This window comes from Pseudalkalibacillus berkeleyi (assembly GCF_021608225.1).
In the GTDB taxonomy this organism is placed as follows: Bacteria; Bacillota; Bacilli; order Bacillales; family Fictibacillaceae; genus Pseudalkalibacillus; species Pseudalkalibacillus berkeleyi.
On sequence record NZ_JAKIJS010000001.1, the window covers coordinates 270,644 to 288,591 of the forward strand.

The window sequence follows — 17,948 nt, forward strand, 5'->3', positions numbered from 1 at the left end:
GTTGAGGAGTCGCCTCTTTTTTCTACCAGTTCATATCTTTCTCATATCCAAGATCAATCAATAGTTCGCCAGTAACCTTTTTAAACTGGGCTTTTACTTCTTCATCAAACTCTTGCTTCCAATTACCGCTTTGGCCTTTCCGGTAAGTAGGCGATTGGTTCGGATCAACGTTTGATTGCATTCTACGTATTTGCCCTTCGATTTTTGATAGATTAGGCTCAATGTTGAAATATTTTAGTATTTTCCGTAGCTCAATTTTTTGTGATTCTGGAGAATGGACGAGATCTTCGTACTTTACAGCGAGGACATTTTCCTCATCCCTCCAAGGGAGGAAATTATGGTACCAATTATTTATATTTTGTCTCCTACCTTCTAAGCTCCCATTAATAATAAATAATAGTCGTTCCTTTAAATTTAGATTTTTTTCATTGAAATATTTTTTATACTGATGATCAGGAAATCGATCAAAAAAATGCACATATGACACGACAATATCTCGTGGATCTCTGTAAAGGAATAGTTGCTTGATGTTGAGTAACTTTAACAAGTTCTTATATTCCTGTGAGTAGAAGATATGTCCATTTGAAAAGTGATTATGGGACATTTCAGAAAGGATGCGTTTATGTTCTAATATCTGATCGGATCTACCTGGAAATAGAAAAGCGTGATGTTTGAGGTTTGGTATACCTTCTAATAAGGGTTTCATAAGGTGGGTACCACTTTTAGGAATCGAATTTACGAAAAATGGTTGAATCTTTTTAGCTGGTCTATTTGACATAAAAATTTCCAAACTCCTTACATTAGTTTACTTAATATTCATCTTATGTATTTTATTGGATTGAGATTGGACAAACCCGCATGAAATAAGGCCTAACTTTACATAAAATTCACGAAATAAGGTTGAAGCGTTTACATATTTCTGTGTTTAATAGAATGGTAAGGTTTTAAATTCAAACAAAAAAGAAATGGGGCATCGTAGAATGAAGAAGTTTTTGCAGATTACATTAATGACAGCGCTTACACTATCGTTTTTGAATCCAGTTTCCAATGTGAACAAAGTTGAAGCGGCATCTACTCTTGATGTTGTGATTAACGAAGTGGCTTGGATGGGTACGACTGCAAGTTACAATGACGAATGGATCGAGTTACATAATCCAACGTCCAGTAGCATATCAATTGAAGGTTGGACGTTGAATGCAACAGATGGAGACCCAGCGATTACCTTATCTGGAACGATCCCAGCAGGTGGTCATTACTTACTTGAACGAACAGATGACAGTACGGTACCAAATGTTTCTGCGAACCTTATTTACTCAGGTGCACTTAGTAATACGAGTGAAGTGCTGGAACTGAAGGATGGAACGGGAACTATAATTGACTCGGTAGATCAGTGGTACGCTGGAGATAATGACACGAAAGCGACTATGGAACGTGTCGATCCAAGTGTAAGTGGGACTAGTTCTTCTAATTGGAGCACTGCAACTGCTACATACGATGTTGGTCTAGGAACACCTAACCAAAGCTCAAGCGGAAGTAGCTCTTCATGTGATACGACCACAGAACAATTAAACCAAGTATCTGAGACAGAGGGCTCAATTAATGTTTATTTTAATAAATGTGCATTGTCTGGTTATGCAGATCCAGGGAATGAAGCAAATTATAACGTGAACTTAGAAGACCGTTTAATAAACCGAATCAATGCAGCGACAACAAGCATTGACTTCGCAACCTATGAAATCAACTTACCTGGTGTTGTTGATGCGTTAATCAACAAAGCTGCACAAGGTGTGGATGTTCGAGTAGTAGCTGACGCAAAGGATGCAACTGATCCACATTATGTAGAACGCTTTGAAACAATGCGATTGTACTTAGAAGAAATGGTCCGCGGACAAGATATGACCGTCGGAACAGCTGATGATATCACTGTATTTTCAGATTCACCGATGTATGCAGTTGAAGATCAAACGAAGCGAAGCAACCACGGATTACCTGCAAGTCCAGATGACTTCCCATACGAAACAAGGACGGTAGGATCTACAGGAACGACTGGATATTGGTTCGTTGAAGGTGAACAACAAACAGATGGAACCTATTATTCACCAGGTAACCAAATGCATAACAAATTCGCGGTTATTGATGACCGTTGGGTATTTACAGGAAGTTGGAATTTTACAGTAACAGGGCTTTATGGCTCTGATGAAAACATGGCTAACGGTGTCCTTGATGGTAACCAGCAGCATGTTGTTGAAACGAATTCACCTGATCTTGCAGCAATTTATGAAACGGAATTCAATGAAATGTGGGGAAGTGCAACGCTGACTCCTTCGCCACAGAATGCTAACCTTGGACCACGTAAAACGGACAACACACCTCATACCGTTAATATAGGAGGAAAAACCGTTGAGGTATATTTCTCTTCAGGCGATAACGCGATAGGTAAATTAGCTGAACTCGTAAAAAATGAAGCAGATTTGAATACGTATTTCACGATTTTCGCATGGTCTGACCAAGCATTGGTTGATGAGTTGAAGTATAAGTGGGAAGGTTCCTACAATGATTTAGAAGGAACGCTGACAGGATTTGATGTGAAAGGTGTTTACGATAGTAGTTTCTGGAATCAATGGTGGTCTGCAAGTATTGAGATGACAGGAAGAACGGCTTCACAAACGAGTGCAAATAACCCGAATATTCGTTGGGCAAATAGCGCACCTGTTTATGTGGATGCTGAATCCCGTAAACTTCATAGTAAGACGATGCTGATTGATGCAGATACAAATAGTGATCCAACTGTTGTCGTCGGATCAACGAACTGGAGCACCAATGGAAACGAAATTAATGATGAAAACATGTTAATTATTCACGATGATGCAATCACGAATCAGTTTGTACAAGAGTTTTACGCGCGCTATTCACAAGCAGGTGGAACAATACCACCCCAATAAGAGGTAAAAGAAAAGAAGGAAGTGGAGTATCTGCTCAGACCCCACATCCTTCTTTCTTTTTATTGTTGTATGATGCTAATCCACACATATTTGAGCAAAATTGGAAAAATGAGCTACACTATTTGACTGATTATCGATCAGAGCCGATGTGCTCTCGGACCTTAACGACTCGCTGATTTTCCATTTGAATAAATTGTACAACAGGTACATCTATATGCTGATTAGATTCAGCAAAGACTCCGTAATACCTGGAGAAAACGATAACGTGTTCTCCCGCATCTATGAAGCTTTTTGGAATAACCTCAAAAAATATGAACTTTTCCTCGAGCTTTTTAAATACTTTTGTCACATTTACTTTTCCATGGATATTGATATTTTTCTCTGGCCTCACCCATTCAATATTAGGTGCAAATGTTGATGTTACGCCACTTAAATTACCATCGGCATAATGATAATAAACGTTTTTAACGAGTTCAACATTGGACAGCTCCCATACCTCCCTTGAGATCGATATAACCCTTCTCAATGGCTATCCTATTAACGATTATGGTCAGAAAATGTCTGGTAAATATGACCAAAAGCGCTTTATGTTTTTACGGATTTCATTATAGATAAAATGATTTTTATATCACTGATAAATCCTTTGATTTCATCTGTGGTCGTTGTCACGCCTAAAGAAATTCGTATCAGCTCTCTCGCTTCGTCAGGACTGCGCCCAATACTGATCATCGTTTTCGATGGCGCTTGCTTTCCTGTTGAACAAGCTGATCCCGTCGAAATAGCGTATCCTTTCCCGTTCAACTCAAGCATCATATACTGCCCTTCAATTCCTTTTACACGAAGTCCGATGATTGAAGGTAAGCTGTGTGTAGGATGCCCTTCATACACAACCCAATTTTCCTCAACAAGTTCAGATAACAATTGTTTCCTTAATGAAAGGAAATGATTATTGTTCCTGTCGATGTTGTTCACCATTTCTTCAGCAGCTACTGTAAAGGCAGCTATTCCAGGAACGTTAACTGTTCCTTGCCGAAATCCGCTTTCATGGCTCGTTCCAGGAATACTCGGTTCCCAGCGTATATGTGGTGAAATGTAACAAGCGCCTACACCTTTTGGACCGTATAGCTTATGACTTGATATCGAAAGGCTATCTAAACCTAATTCCTTCACATTAATTGGTACTTTCCCAAATGTTTGAACACAATCACTATGAAAGAGAATGCCCTTCTCCTTAACGATGTTTCCAATCTGCGCAAGCGGTTGAATCGTACCAATTTCACTATTTGCATGACCGATACTAACAAGAATCGTTTCTTCGGTAATTGCTTCTTCCAGATCTTTAATACGAATCATTCCCGTTGAGTCTACTGGCAACCAGGTGACATGATAGCCCTCATTTTCAAGAAGGAGGAATGTATTTGTGACCGATGGATGTTCTGTTGAGGTTGTAATGAGATGCTTTCCTTTTACAGAATGTGCACGTATGAGTGATTGAAGCGCTAAATGATTACTTTCAGATCCACCACTTGTAAAATAAATCCCTTTGGATTCACCGTTTACAAATTGAGCGAACTGTCTCCTGCACGCTTCGAGCATTTCTTTTGCATGACTCCCGGCATCATGAAGGCTAGAAGCATTGCCATAAAAACGCTTGGAAGACTCTGTGAACACCCGCAAGGCAGAATCAGAAATCGGAGTTGACGCTGCATAATCTAAATAAACCATAGGATCCTCCTAAGAATAAGTACTAAAAGAAAACTTCTTGCTATCATTGTAGTTTTATGTAAATATAGGTGTCAAGACACATGTAAAATTACAGTTAACAAGTTTGATAGGAGGGGCACCTATGAAAACACAAAGTACGGATGTCCTCGTTATTGGGAGCGGGCTTGCTGGATTAATGACAGCGGAGCTTCTTTCTACGGATAAGAATGTGATGATTTTCACAAAGGGTAAATTAGAAGACAGTAATTCTTACCTTGCGCAAGGTGGAATTGCTTCTACCATTCACTCCGAAGATCGTTGGTATGACCATTTTATCGATACCCTCCAAGCAGGTTGTTTTCATAACAATCAAGACGCAACTGAAAGGTTAGTGAAGAATGGACCTCCCATGATCAGGATCCTTGAACACTTGGGCGTTGAATTTGATCGTAATGAAGATGGTACGTATCAATTTGGAAATGAAGGTGCTCATCATAGAGCACGGATTTTACACATAAATGGTGACTCCACAGGTAAGCATCTCATTCATACAATCAAGCAGAGAATTATGCAAAAGAATCTCGTCGTTGAAGGCGAAACAGCTGTTCAGCTGATCATGAAAGATCATAAATGCTTAGGTGTATGGACTGTTAATGCTGCAGGAGAAATGACGGCTACTTACGCACCAACTGTTATTTTAGCGACTGGTGGTATGTCAGGTATTTATCCTGTTAATTCGAATGCAACGACGATAACTGGCGATGGAATCGCGCTAGCCTATGAGGCGGGAGCAGCGTTATCGGATTTAGAATTTGTTCAATTTCACCCGACATTACTTGATATAGAAGGATTGAAAGCTGGACTTGTGACGGAAGCGGTTAGAGGTGCAGGGGGGAAGTTAATCGATCAAAACGGACTTCAATTAATGAAGCATGAGCACCCGCTAATGGACCTCGCTCCACGTGATATTGTTTCTCGCGTGCTTTATCGGTCGCGGCAACAAGGAAAGAAGACCTTTCTAGATATTCGACACATATCTGATTTTAAAGAGAAGTTCCCCACTGTTACGGAACTTTGTAAACGGAACCATGTTCATCTTGAAAAAGAATTGATCCCAGTCGCACCGGGCGCTCACTTTACGATGGGTGGCATTGACGTCGATGTTCATGGGAGGACGACGATACCGAACTTATATGCGGTTGGTGAGGTTGCCAATACGGGTGTGCATGGTGCTAACCGGCTTGCAAGCAACTCGTTACTCGAAGGAATCGTTTTTGCAAGAGAAATAGCATGTACTGTATTAACAGACCAGAATAGGAGTAATCATCCAACACATATACCTTGGAAAGGTGCATGCGTGTTGAAAAGTGCACCTGCTTTTGAAGAAATTCAGCAGGTCATGGATCAATATGTAGGCATTGAAAGGAACGGAATTGGTTTAACGAAAGCTGTTCAGTGGTTTCAAAATCATTTGGATCAGCAAGAATTTAAAGAAAATCCGAGTTTACAAGAAATACAAAGCCGTCATGCGATTTTAGTAGGTTCACTCATTGCGACATCAGCTCTCGCTCGAACCGAGAGCAGGGGAAGTCATTACAGAACAGATTATGCAGATTCAAAGATAAAGTGGCAGCAGAAACGTGTAAAGAGGAGGAAAGGCATCTATGAACAGGTTGAAAGTACGACAGGATCTTGAACGATTTTTTCTAGAAGATATTGCATCTTGTGATTTAACGAGTCAACTTTTGTTTAGTCAAGATCAGTTTGGTCATGGCAAAATTTTTATGAAAGAAAAAGGGGTATTTTCAGGTGAATCCGTCATCGTCGAAGGTTTCCGGCTCATATCGGATACGATTCATGTCGACATGATGGTCCATGACGGCCAACAGTTGAACAAAGGGGATACGATTGCCATTCTTTCTGGACCAGTTGGTAAAATTTTAGAAGGTGAACGTGTCGTTTTGAACTTAATTCAGCGAATGAGCGGAATTGCAACGCAAACATTTAGGGCTAAAAATTTGCTAGAGGGTGATTCGATCAAAGTATGTGACACACGCAAGACGACACCAGGACTGCGTATGTTTGAAAAATATGCGGTGCGATGTGGTGGAGGTGTAAATCATCGTTTAACCCTAGACGGTGGTGTCATGATCAAAGATAATCATATCGCGATGTATGGAAATATTAATGTAGCTGTTGCTCAAGTCCGAAAAGCACTCGGTCCAATGACGAAGATAGAGGTCGAGACTGAAACAGTAGACCAGGTAAGAGAAGCGGTTGAGGCAAAAGCGGACATTATTATGTTTGATAATAGAACCCCTGAAGAAATTAGAGAGCTTGTAGAACTTGTTCCGGGACATATAGTGACAGAAGCTTCAGGTGGCATTACGTTAAATAACCTGGCATCTTACAAAAACTGTGGCGTAGATTTTATTTCACTTGGCGCACTGACCCATTCTGTTAAAAGCTTAGATATCAGTCTAGAATTGGAGGTTGAATAGCATGGGTGTATTGGATTTGCTACAACAACAAAATGGATTACCTGACAAATACCGTACCTTATCGGAAGAAGTAATGATCAATAGGATTCATCAAATTAAACAAGAGTTAGGTTCAAAGCTTTATATACCAGGGCATCACTACCAAAAAGATGAAGTGATCCAATTTGCAGATGACACAGGGGATTCTTTGAAACTTGCTCAGCTCTCAGCTGAAAACGAACAGGCAAAATATATTGTGTTTTGTGGGGTTCATTTTATGGCAGAAACGGCTGATATTTTATCAAGCGACGATCAAGTGGTGGTTTTGCCGGATATGAGAGCAGGCTGCTCAATGGCAGATATGGCTGATATTCATCAAACTGAAATGGCTTGGGATCAACTACAAGATACTTTTGGAGATACAATATTACCGTTAACGTACGTGAATTCAACCGCCAGTATTAAGAGTTTCGTCGGAAAACACGGTGGGGCAACTGTAACGTCATCCAATGCAACTGCGATGGTTGAATGGGCTTTAGAACAAAAGCAACGGATCCTCTTCTTACCTGACCAGCATTTAGGAAGGAATACAGCATACGATTTAGGCATTCCTCTTGAGCAAATGGCTGTGTGGGATCCGATTAACAATAAACTAGAATACGAAGGTCATTATGATGATGTACGGGTGATTTTATGGAAGGGGCATTGCTCTGTACATGAGAAATTCACAATGGAAAACATTGCACAGGTTCGTGCAGATATGCCTGGAGTAAAAGTCCTTGTACACCCAGAATGTACATTTGAGGTTGTTCAAGCATCAGATGAGAATGGATCTACGAAAAAAATTATTGATACGATTGAGGATGCACTGGTCGGCTCCTCATGGGCGATCGGTACTGAAATGAATTTAGTGAATCGATTAATCCAAACGTATTCGGACAAAAATATTGTCTCGTTGAATCCAAATATGTGCCCATGTTTAACGATGAATCGAATTGATTTACCACATCTCTTATGGGCATTGGAATCAATTATTGATGGAGAGGTTATCAATCAGATTAAAGTAGACGAAGAAACGTCTCATTTTGCTAAAATTGCCCTAGAACGCATGTTGAAAAAATCCATATAATATAGCAAGAGGTTGGCTCTTTAATAAAGGCGAATCCGAACATACAACATTTGCTCATTAATCCATTTAATCTTACTTATGTTGTGTGGAACCGGAAGCGCTCAGAGCTGGCCTTTTAATTTTTGTGTGAAAGAGAAGCGTACCCTATTTTAGAAAGGTGTACGCCAATTTTATGCTCTGATAAGCGCTAATCAACATGGCAGATAAGGACTTGAGCTTCTGCGTACCCTGAAAAAGAGGGATTACCAATTTGAGTACCCGCGTGCGAAGTTCTTGAAAATGGTATAAGCGAATTTAAACGTTTCATCCTTTATGGAGCGCTATCTTTTAGAGCGATTCCTATTTTAGGTTAAAATGAAGTTATTAACATCTTAGAAAGGAGTGGACCTATGACGAGAACGATTGAAAACGTTAGTTTTTATCTGATTGGTCTTTTCATTATGACCCTCGGAATTAGTGCAACCATTGTTTCAGGTCTTGGCGCATCACCGTTTGATGCACTAAATGTCGGATTAACCAACCACTTTGGGTTAACGGTTGGGAGCTGGGAATTCATAGTTGGGATCATTCTCGTATTCTTAAATGCTTGGGTGCAAAAAGATAAACCCTCCTATTTCAGCATCGTTACAGCATTAATTACTGGCATTGGAATTGACTTTTGGCTATTTACTGTATGGAGTGTTTGGGAGCCTGCTGGATTCGCGCTAGGTTCAATAGTACTTATATCAGGACTTATTTTACTAGGACTCGGAATATCGATTTATCTTCATTCGAATATTGCATTGATTCCAGTGGATGGTTTAATGATTGCGCTTCACAAGCGTTTTGGTTTCAGGTTAGCGATTGCGAAAACTATCGCTGGTTCTTTCATTCTCATTTTCGCATTAATTGCTGGAGGACCAGTCGGCATTGGGACATTAATTGTAGTCCTCTGTATAGGCCCAGTGATCGGATTTTTCCATAAATACATTGAGCAAATAAAAGTAAAGATTGACCGGAAAATTTACTCGCATTAAAAAAGTTAATCCTTTCTTAAGATTTTCGTTAGAGTTTCCTAAGGAATGTTTTCTATGATGAATACAATCCAAGAAAAAGATGAGGTGAAAGGGAATGAAGAAAATCATAGCAGGGGTAATCATTGTAGGCCTTTTAGGAGTCGGATGGTGGCTAGGATCACCACTTTTCCTAGACAAAGAGGTTAATGAGGATGCACCTATGTCTAGTGAAGAAATGATGAGTGATGAAAACATGAAGAACGAAGAAATGATGGACGATCAAAGCGATGAGATGGACGGGAAAATGAAAGAAATGATGATGTACAGCGGTACTTTTAAGGATGCAGATGAGAAGCATAAGGCGAGCGGAATGGTGAAAACGGTTGACGGTGAAGACGGCTTGTATCTTAGGTTTGAAGGTTTTGAAGTAACGAATGGACCTGACTTGTATGTGTACCTTACAAAAGAGGGACAACAAACAAAAGAAGGAATAGAGCTTGGTAAATTGAAAGGAAATAAAGGAAATCAAAACTATAAGATCCCTGAAGGTACAGATTTGGAGATGTACAACCAAGTCGTCGTATGGTGTAAGTCATTTGATGAAGACTTTGGTTACGCCATGATGGTGGCAAACTAAGTAGGGACTGAAAGGAAGTACTTAAGTTGAAAATCCTGGTCGTTGACGATGAAAAGAACATACTGGATGTATCCAAGCGTTATTTAGAAAGAGAAGGCTATACCGTTGAAACAGCGATCAATGGAAAAGAGGCGCTTCATAAATGGAAGTCAGAACAGCCGGATCTTATCGTCCTCGATCTGATGATGCCAGAAAAAGATGGCTGGAAAGTTTGTGAAGAGATTCGATTAGAGGATGATGTGCCGATCATCATGCTAACAGCCCGTGGAGAGGAAATGGATCGAATTCTTGGTTTAACGATCGGTGCGGATGATTACATGACAAAGCCATTTAGCCCAAAGGAACTCGTGCTAAGAATCAAATCCATTTTCCATCGAATGAGAATCGGTGAAAGTCGTGTTACACAAGAACAGAGTGAGAAGCTAACATACGGAAAACTTGAAATCGATCCAGTCACACGGCTCGTTCACGTGGGCCAGAATGAAATGAAATTGACTGTAAAAGAATTTGAGCTGCTCTGGTTACTAGCTAGCCACCCTAACCAAGCATTTTCGAGAACCCAATTGTTGAACAAAATTTGGGACATCGATTTTTACGGGGATACGACGACGGTTACCGTCCACATTAGGAGAATTCGTGAAAAGATTGAACCGAACCCATCTGAGCCTTTTTATATCCAAACCGTTTGGGGAATCGGATATAAATTTGAAGGAACTGAAAAACGATGAAGTTAAAGACCCAGCTGTTGTTTGTAAGTAGTATCAGTATCGGCGTTATTTTAGTTTTCTTGATTATTAGTTACATGAGGATGTTTCTTTCAAACGAAGCTGTGTATATTCTCACAATCGTTACAGCTGCTGCTGGGGTCATTTCGATCTTTGCGCACGCTTTGCTCACCCGTCCGATTGAAAAGGCTCTACATAAGATTACAGCGAAAACGAAGGACATCGCTAAGGGTGATTTTACCGGAAGGGTGCCTGAGGAAGGTCCGATTGAATTTCGTCAACTCGCTAAAAATATTAATGAAATGAATAAGCAATTAGAAGAAAGTTTTTCGCAAATTAAAAGGTCTGAAGCCTCTAGACGGGAATTAGTGGCGAACATTTCTCATGATTTAAGGACACCACTTGCTTCGATTCAGTCTTTTGTTGAAGCCCTTCAAGACGGTATTGTAGACGATCCGAAGACGTATGATCGGTACTTGGAGACAATCAAACTGGAATCAAACCGGATCAGTTATTTGATTAATGATTTGTTTCAGCTATCTGAATTAGATTCTGGGCAAGAAAATTTTGAACCTGACGCTTATCACTTAGATAGTTTAATCGTAGAAACCCTCCAGCACCTCGCCATACAGTTAGAAGAGAAGCAAATTGATGTTGAGGTTTTGATGTCTGATCATCTACCAGCCGTTTCTGTTATGCCAGAGAAAATGAAAAGAGTGTTTGTGAATATCCTCGAAAATGCAATTCGTTTTTCCGATAAAAATAGCAAAATCGTGATCCAAACAAGCCGTGAGAACGATACCTTTTTAAAGGTGAATATATCCGATCAAGGCCAGGGAATTAGTGACGAGAACCAGAAACATGTTTTTGAACGGTTTTACCGTGTTGAGAAGTCAAGAAATCCTTCACATGGTGGAGCGGGTCTAGGTCTTTCCATTGCAAAAACAATTGTGGAACGACATGGTGGTGAGATTGGAATAGAGAGTCGTCTAAATGAAGGAAGTACCTTTTGGATCACGTTGCCAATATATCGAAACGATGAAGGATAGAGGTGAAGAGAATGTGGAAGAAGTTGAAATCGCTACACACTTATAACGGTTGGATCATCACCTTCTTAATGATTAGTGGCATTCTATTGTTTCTTCCGTCTTTACGAGGTTTTCTTTCCCCCGTTCGTGTTGGATTGAAACAACTTCACATTGGAGTAGGCATCGCCTCGATTATTGTGCTGTTATTATATTTACCATACTTGAAGAAGCATTTTAAAAGTCGAAAGCAAACAGGAAAGCGGATCAATCTCATTACAATCCTATCGTTCATTGTGATTTGGTCTATTAGTGGTTTAGTGTTAACTTTCGAAAAATTAGTCTCCGAAACCGCGGTTACGGTGTCGTTATTTTTACATGACTTATTTACGTGGATCGGATTGCCGATTATCCTTTATCACTCGATTACTCGCTTACGGTGGGTGCAAAAACAACGTGCGCCGCTAGTCAAAAGCGAAGGGGAAGATGGAAAACCGAAAATTCCTTTATCACGACGAGGTTTCATTCAAATGGTTGCCGGAACAGCTTTCGTTGTGTTCATCGGACCGTCTTTTTTCAAATGGCTAAAGCAAGTGATGGATGATGGGGGACAGTCCCTTAAAAGTGTGATCGCGAATGATCGCAACCAGATGTCGCCACCTCCAACCCCTTTACCTGCTTCAAGCCCACCTCAGGGCGGAGGTTACGATGGAAAATTTAGAGTTTACACTGTTACAGAAATCCCGAAATTCACGAATGACAACTGGTCATTCACCGTGGATGGAATGGTAGATCATCCAGTTACATATAGGTGGGACGATTTCGTAAAATTAAAGCGAAAAGTACAGGTCAGTGATTTTCACTGTGTAACCGGTTGGTCTGTTCGTAAGGTTACATATGAAGGCATACCCCTTAAAAAGTTCCTGGAAAAAGTGGGTGTGAAAAGTTCCGCCAAATATGTGAAATTCTATTCAGGGGATGGCGTTTATACGGATGCATTATCGCTCGATCAAGCACGCATGGACGATGTGATGGTAGCGGTACTCATGGATGGTGAGCTGATTCCATCGGATTACGGAGGACCAGTGCGTCTGATTGTCCCGAGAATGTATGCGTACAAGGCTGTGAAATGGCTCGTTCGGATTGAGTTGATCGACACGCCTCATCTCGGCTACTGGCAAGTAAGAGGCTATGATACAGATGCATGGGTGCGAAAATAAATATATTTGAGAGAGCGCGACTGTTTCATGCAGTTGTGTTTTTTTACGAGTAGAGATTGGTAGTAATAAGGTACCGAGTTCCACAAGAGCAAGCAGAAGTTCCACAAGAGGTAGCGGAAGTTCCACAAGAGAGAGCTGAAGTTCCACAAGAGGTAGCAGAAGTTCCACAAGAGAGAGCAGAAATTCCCCAAGAAGGAGCATAACCTCCATCAACCAGTGCGTTCACCTTATTCATTTTCCGCAATCCCCTAGAATCTTCTTAACTATCATTACTTCTCTACTAATTCAGCGCGCTGGAGCAGGAGTATACTGCTTTATCCCGAATTTAAGAAGCAGAACAAATTCTCGTTTGGACTGAGGAGGACGCTATGAAACGTTTAAGTGACCAATCATTTAAGGATGCTCGGGATTTCTTAATGAAAAATGGACGTGATTTGGAAAAATCACTATTCCGCTACTATTTCGAAGATGGATCGAAAGAGGACGTGCTTCAAGCTTCGAAAGTTTACCAAAATGAAGATGGTGGATTTGGGAACAAGATAGAACCAGACTTCCAACTTGAAATTTCATCTCCAATGGCGACTTCAAATGCTTTTCAAATTTTCAAAGAGTTAGAACTGTCTGATGACCACCCGATGATTCGAGAAGCTATGACCTATTTATTAACCTCGTATGATGATGAGAAGGGTCGTTGGCACGCGGTTCCAGCTGAAGTGAACGATGTCCCTCATGCACCCTGGTGGCACTATGATCATGAGAAAGAACAAGTGATGGTCGAGGCAGCTTGGGGAAATCCAAATGCGGAGTTAACAGGTTATCTTCTCCGTTATAAGCAACTTTCTCCTGAAGAGATGACTGAAAACCTGAAGGAGCGTAGCCTTACTCATTTTCAAGCGTTAGATGCAATAGATATGCATGAAACGCTTTGCTATTTGAGACTTGCAGATGAACTGAGTAATTTTGACAGGAAGATGATTATTGATAAAGTACTCGAACATCTACCAGAACTCGTTGATACAAAGCCAGAACAGTGGTCACATTATGGCATGCAGCCCGTTCAAGTGGCACATAACCCAAGCTCACCTTTTTATGAACCATTAAAGTACAGTGTTGAGGAAAATCTTGATTATATCATTGATCAACAGGATGGGGATGGGGCGTGGCATCCGAATTGGGAATGGGGTCAATACGAGTATGACTGGCCAAAAGCGAAGGCAGATTGGAAGGGTATTCTCACCTTAAAGAATTTGAAGCTACTTAAATCATTCGATCGAATTGAATCTTATACTGTGAAATCATAACCACGAAAGACATACCGTCAGTGGCGTTAAGCTACTGACGGACTATCATACATACACGTACTCGCACCATAGATTAAATCCTATTTTATTGGAGGTGCAAGGTGAATTGAACATTTTAGTGATAGGTGGAACCAAATTTGTTGGTAGGCATATTGTAGAAGCTGCTTTATTACATGGACATCGTGTAACGTTATTTAACAGAGGCACAAATCGAGAAGTCTTTCCAGAGCTTGAACTCATACAAGGGGATCGTGTGAAGGATGCTAACAAGATTGGTGGGCGTAAATGGGATGCTGTCATTGACACGTGTGGTTACCATCCTAAAACTGTTAGAAAGACGGTTAAAGCGATCAAAGATTATACAGACATCTATACGTTTATATCAACAGCGTCCGTTTACAAGAACTTTGCCTGCGAAGACATGATCGATGAGGATGCTGAAGTGCTCACACTGACCGATGAGGAGATCGATGGCATTAGTGAAACAGCAGAACGAACGCCAGAAACCTATGGTCCACTTAAGTATTATTGTGAGCAAGTCGTTTATGATGAAATGGAAGGTCGAGGACTTGTGATACGACCTGGTCTCATCGTCGGTCCGCATGATCCAACGGATCGTTTTACTTATTGGGCAAATCGCTTAGCGGAAGATCGTGAAATCCTTGCACCAGGAAGACCGGAAAGGAAAATACAATTCATAGATGCACGTGACTTAGCAGAGTGGACTATCCAAATGGTGGAACGACAAGTTGTAGGCACTTACAATGCCGCTGGACCAGCACTGAAGCTAATGATGGCGACTTTTCTTGAAAAGGGAAAAATGCTATTTAATAATCCAGCGGATATCACATGGGTATCCGAGTCCTTCCTAAAAAAGAATCATGTTGGACCGTGGATGGAGCTTCCCCTATGGATTCCTGAAACGTATGCCTTGTCTGAAGAGCGCCCACCGGCGAACGGTGACATAGGGCTCGATAATTTTAAAGCGATGAAAGAAGGATTACGGTTCCGTCCGTATGAAGAAACCTTGAAAGATACACATGATTGGTTCCGTCAAGAAAACCGTGCGCTTTCAGATGTTTGCTTAAACGCAACTAAAGAGCAAACAGTACTGAAAAAATGGATGCAAGCAGCGAGCGTTTAATGAATTGAAGGCAGTATAATAGTTTCTGAAACGAGTAAGAGCTGATACAGCGTACCGGATCAACGGTGACTGTATCAGCTCTATTAATTTCCAAAGTATCTTTTTCATTAGGTTTGTCAGCCTAACTTTGATACAATGATTCAGTTAATGAATTTGACAGTTGAGGTGGACAGGATGAACAAACCACAACGATACATACAGTCACGATTTTCATTTTTTTACGGTTGGATTATTGTATTTTTAGGAGGGCTTGGACTCTTTTTCTCTGGTCCAGGACAAACGTATGGCATTTCCGTATTTATAGATTCTTATATTGAAGAATTTGACTGGAGTCGGTCACTGGTTTCTGGAATCTATTCTGGTGCAACACTCTTATCGGGCTCCCTTTTATTCTTGATGGGAAGAGCAGTTGATAAATTTGGTCAACGGAAGATGTCTCTTTTCATAGGGGTTTCACTTGCGATTGCTTGTTTCTGGAACAGTTTTGTAGCAACGCCTGCAATGCTGTTCATCGGATTCTTCTTGCTCCGCTTTTTTGGACAAGGTTCCATGACCCTTGTTCCGAACACGCTCGTGCCACAATGGTTCATCGTAAAACGAGGAAGAGCACTCAGCTTCATGGCGATTGGTGGGTTTTTGAGTTCTGCTTTAATTCCACCTGTTAATGCCTGGTTGATCGACACATTCACGTGGGAAATCGCATTTAGAATTCTAGGTTTTTCAATCTTAATGATATTTGTTCCGCTGGTATATTTCTTCATGAAAAATAAACCCGAAGACATGGGGGTGAAGCCAGATAACGCCGTTCAAAAACTTCGAGAAGACGGAACTGAAATAGTGGAAGAGCATGAGAATGACGTGTCATGGACGTTAAAAGAAGCGATGCGGACGAGGCAATTTTGGCTCATTCTATTTTGTGTGAGTATTCCTGCGCTTGTTAACACAGGCATTACCTTTCACCTCGTTTCGATATTTGAAGAAGGTGATTTAGGTCGTGGTATGGCGGCGGTAATTCTTAGTTTAATGGCGATTGTAGGATTTCCAATCACAATGGTGTCAGGCTTTATACTCGAACGGGTAAAAGTGAATGTGGTCTTATCGCTAAGCTTTTTAGGACAACTCGCCTTCGTCATCCTTCTTATTTTCACAGAATCATATTGGATGGCCATTTTGTTCGGGGTTGTATGGGGTGTCGTTAATGGACTTGAACGAATAACCTTGTCGATTATTTGGCCAGACTATTTCGGAAGAAAACACTTAGGAAGTATTAAAGGACTTGCAATGACGACGATGGTTATTGGTTCTGCTTTCGGTCCACTACCCTATGGGTTTGCATTTGATCTATTTGGTGGGTATACCGAGATTCTGTTATTAACGATGATCTTTCCTATCCTCGGTTTCATATTTGCGCTTATATCACCAAAACCATTGAAAGCATAATGAAAGACGGGAGGCCATGAGCCATCCCGTCTTTTTACTAGCGTCGTCCCGATAAGGTTCCTTCATCATGCTTAATTTCCGTTTCCCAAAGCGCTGTGTATGGTTCAAAAAGGTTTTTCATTTTGTCTTGGATCGATAGACTTAATAAACCGTTACCGACGCCACGCTTAGTGTAACCGAGTGGAATCGTTCTTTTAATTAATTGTGAGTATATCTCAGCTTCAGATAGTTTCCGGTTAAATTCGTTTTGAGTAATATTGAGAAGTAATGCGAGTGCGCCAGAAACATGGGGAGTAGCCATAGATGTGCCTGAAAGTTTAGCGTATCGATTATCTGGAAAAGTAGAGAGGATATCGACACCAGGCGCAACCAGGTCAATCTCATCATTCGTATTTGTGAAACGAGCCATTTTTCGCTTGAAGTCCATCGCACCTACTTGAATGACCTCATTATAAGCACCAGGATAAGAAAATTCGTCTGTGTCTTCATTATTATCACCCTCATTCCCTGCTGCACAAACGACGGACACATCATTTTCGACGGCATACTTGACTGCCTCATGAAGTTGAGGTGTGCTTTGTGGTCCCCCTAAAGACATGGAGATCACGCGTACCTTTTCTCCATTTGGACCTTCCCAATCTACTGCGTACCGAATCGCATCAATGATCCAAGTCATTCTTCCGCTTCCTTGTCCCGTTAGTACTTTTAAGATCAATAAATCTGCTAAAGGTGCAACCCCTGAGATTCCATCTGTTGTTCCCGTCGCAGCGACTGTACCTGCAACGTGCGTTCCGTGTCCATTATTATCAAGATAGTTATTTGGGTCTTTATTATAATCAGTCGTGAAATTCCGACCGCCGATGATTCGATCTTTTAAATCTGGGTGAGATGTTTGACACCCGGTGTCGATCACTGCCACAACATTTCCGTTACCTTTATCCGCTTGATTCCAAACGTTTGGAGCATCAATCATCTTCACTCCACTAGGTACGTTTTTCAGCTCATCTACGATTTCTTCCACATGATAAGGAATCAGTCTTACTTCACTCATATACATTCCTCCTATCCTATAGTTAGCTCGGACTAATATTCTGAATTATCAAAAATAATAAAGGAAAATGCTGTGAATTTCAATAGGGTGATATACCTGAATTTCCATATGGTAAAGTCACTCACCTTGTCATATGGTAATATATGTACTGGAAA

General features: G+C 40.9%; 17 protein-coding genes. 13 read left to right on the top strand and 4 right to left on the bottom strand.

Annotation, left to right across the window (positions count from 1 at the left end; all coding sequences use genetic code 11):
- Positions 1-22 precede the first annotated feature (22 nt).
- Entirely contained in the window at positions 23-778 is a 756-nt protein-coding gene (locus L2716_RS01450; RefSeq protein WP_236330961.1) for a sulfotransferase domain-containing protein, read from the bottom strand.
- A gap of 202 nt (positions 779-980) precedes the next feature.
- Here L2716_RS01450 and L2716_RS01455 point away from each other — a divergent pair, with 202 nt between their 5' ends.
- Positions 981-2,942 (top strand): phospholipase D-like domain-containing protein, encoded by a 1,962-nt coding sequence (locus L2716_RS01455; RefSeq protein WP_236330964.1) that lies wholly within the window; start codon positions 981-983, stop codon positions 2,940-2,942.
- A gap of 130 nt (positions 2,943-3,072) precedes the next feature.
- Here L2716_RS01455 and L2716_RS01460 read toward each other — a convergent pair whose 3' ends face one another.
- Positions 3,073-3,468: a nuclear transport factor 2 family protein gene (locus L2716_RS01460; RefSeq protein ID WP_236330966.1), complete on the bottom strand. Its 396-nt coding sequence runs from the start codon at positions 3,466-3,468 to the stop codon at positions 3,073-3,075.
- 59 nt (positions 3,469-3,527) lie between these two features.
- The gene (locus L2716_RS01465; RefSeq protein WP_236330969.1) at positions 3,528-4,667 is read right to left on the bottom strand and encodes an IscS subfamily cysteine desulfurase; all 1,140 of its coding nucleotides are present in this window, start codon (positions 4,665-4,667) and stop codon (positions 3,528-3,530) included.
- A 121-nt stretch (positions 4,668-4,788) separates the two neighbouring features.
- On the opposite strand from L2716_RS01465, the gene nadB reads away from it, so the two are divergent.
- From nadB to L2716_RS01525, 12 genes are all read left to right on the top strand, one after another.
- On the top strand, positions 4,789-6,342 hold the full coding sequence (gene nadB, locus L2716_RS01470; protein ID WP_236330972.1) for an L-aspartate oxidase: 1,554 nt from the start codon (positions 4,789-4,791) through the stop codon (positions 6,340-6,342).
- A complete protein-coding gene (nadC, locus tag L2716_RS01475) occupies positions 6,311-7,147 on the top strand; it encodes a carboxylating nicotinate-nucleotide diphosphorylase (RefSeq protein ID WP_236330975.1) in 837 nt (278 codons plus the stop codon). The genes nadB and nadC overlap by 32 nt, the downstream gene beginning before the upstream one ends.
- A 1-nt stretch (position 7,148) precedes the next feature.
- The gene (gene nadA / locus L2716_RS01480) at positions 7,149-8,255 is read left to right on the top strand and encodes a quinolinate synthase NadA (RefSeq protein WP_236330979.1); all 1,107 of its coding nucleotides are present in this window, start codon (positions 7,149-7,151) and stop codon (positions 8,253-8,255) included.
- Positions 8,256-8,644: 389 nt separating this feature from the next.
- The gene (locus L2716_RS01485) at positions 8,645-9,271 is read left to right on the top strand and encodes a YczE/YyaS/YitT family protein (protein ID WP_236330982.1); all 627 of its coding nucleotides are present in this window, start codon (positions 8,645-8,647) and stop codon (positions 9,269-9,271) included.
- A gap of 94 nt (positions 9,272-9,365) precedes the next feature.
- Positions 9,366-9,887: a DM13 domain-containing protein gene (locus L2716_RS01490; protein WP_236330984.1), complete on the top strand. Its 522-nt coding sequence runs from the start codon at positions 9,366-9,368 to the stop codon at positions 9,885-9,887.
- Between the two features lie 26 nt (positions 9,888-9,913).
- The gene (locus L2716_RS01495; RefSeq protein WP_236330988.1) at positions 9,914-10,615 is read left to right on the top strand and encodes a response regulator transcription factor; all 702 of its coding nucleotides are present in this window, start codon (positions 9,914-9,916) and stop codon (positions 10,613-10,615) included.
- Positions 10,612-11,661, top strand: coding sequence for a sensor histidine kinase (locus L2716_RS01500; RefSeq protein ID WP_236330991.1), 1,050 nt, complete (start codon positions 10,612-10,614; stop codon positions 11,659-11,661). Before L2716_RS01495 ends, L2716_RS01500 begins: the two co-directional genes overlap by 4 nt.
- 11 nt (positions 11,662-11,672) lie before the next feature.
- Positions 11,673-12,857 carry a molybdopterin-dependent oxidoreductase gene (locus L2716_RS01505; RefSeq protein ID WP_236330994.1) on the top strand — a complete coding sequence of 395 codons (1,185 nt, stop codon included), beginning with the start codon at positions 11,673-11,675 and terminating at the stop codon, positions 12,855-12,857.
- 56 nt (positions 12,858-12,913) lie between these two features.
- Entirely contained in the window at positions 12,914-13,060 is a 147-nt protein-coding gene (locus L2716_RS01510) for a hypothetical protein (protein WP_236330996.1), read from the top strand.
- A gap of 165 nt (positions 13,061-13,225) precedes the next feature.
- The gene (locus L2716_RS01515) at positions 13,226-14,158 is read left to right on the top strand and encodes a hypothetical protein (protein WP_236330999.1); all 933 of its coding nucleotides are present in this window, start codon (positions 13,226-13,228) and stop codon (positions 14,156-14,158) included.
- Positions 14,159-14,264: 106 nt separating this feature from the next.
- On the top strand, positions 14,265-15,302 hold the full coding sequence (locus tag L2716_RS01520; protein WP_236331003.1) for an NAD-dependent epimerase/dehydratase family protein: 1,038 nt from the start codon (positions 14,265-14,267) through the stop codon (positions 15,300-15,302).
- A 174-nt stretch (positions 15,303-15,476) separates the two neighbouring features.
- Positions 15,477-16,742: an MFS transporter gene (locus L2716_RS01525; RefSeq protein ID WP_236331007.1), complete on the top strand. Its 1,266-nt coding sequence runs from the start codon at positions 15,477-15,479 to the stop codon at positions 16,740-16,742.
- 37 nt (positions 16,743-16,779) lie between these two features.
- Here the strand turns inward: L2716_RS01525 and L2716_RS01530 are convergent, their stop codons facing one another.
- Positions 16,780-17,793: a S8 family peptidase gene (locus L2716_RS01530; RefSeq protein ID WP_236331008.1), complete on the bottom strand. Its 1,014-nt coding sequence runs from the start codon at positions 17,791-17,793 to the stop codon at positions 16,780-16,782.
- Between the last annotated feature and the right edge of the window lie 155 nt (positions 17,794-17,948).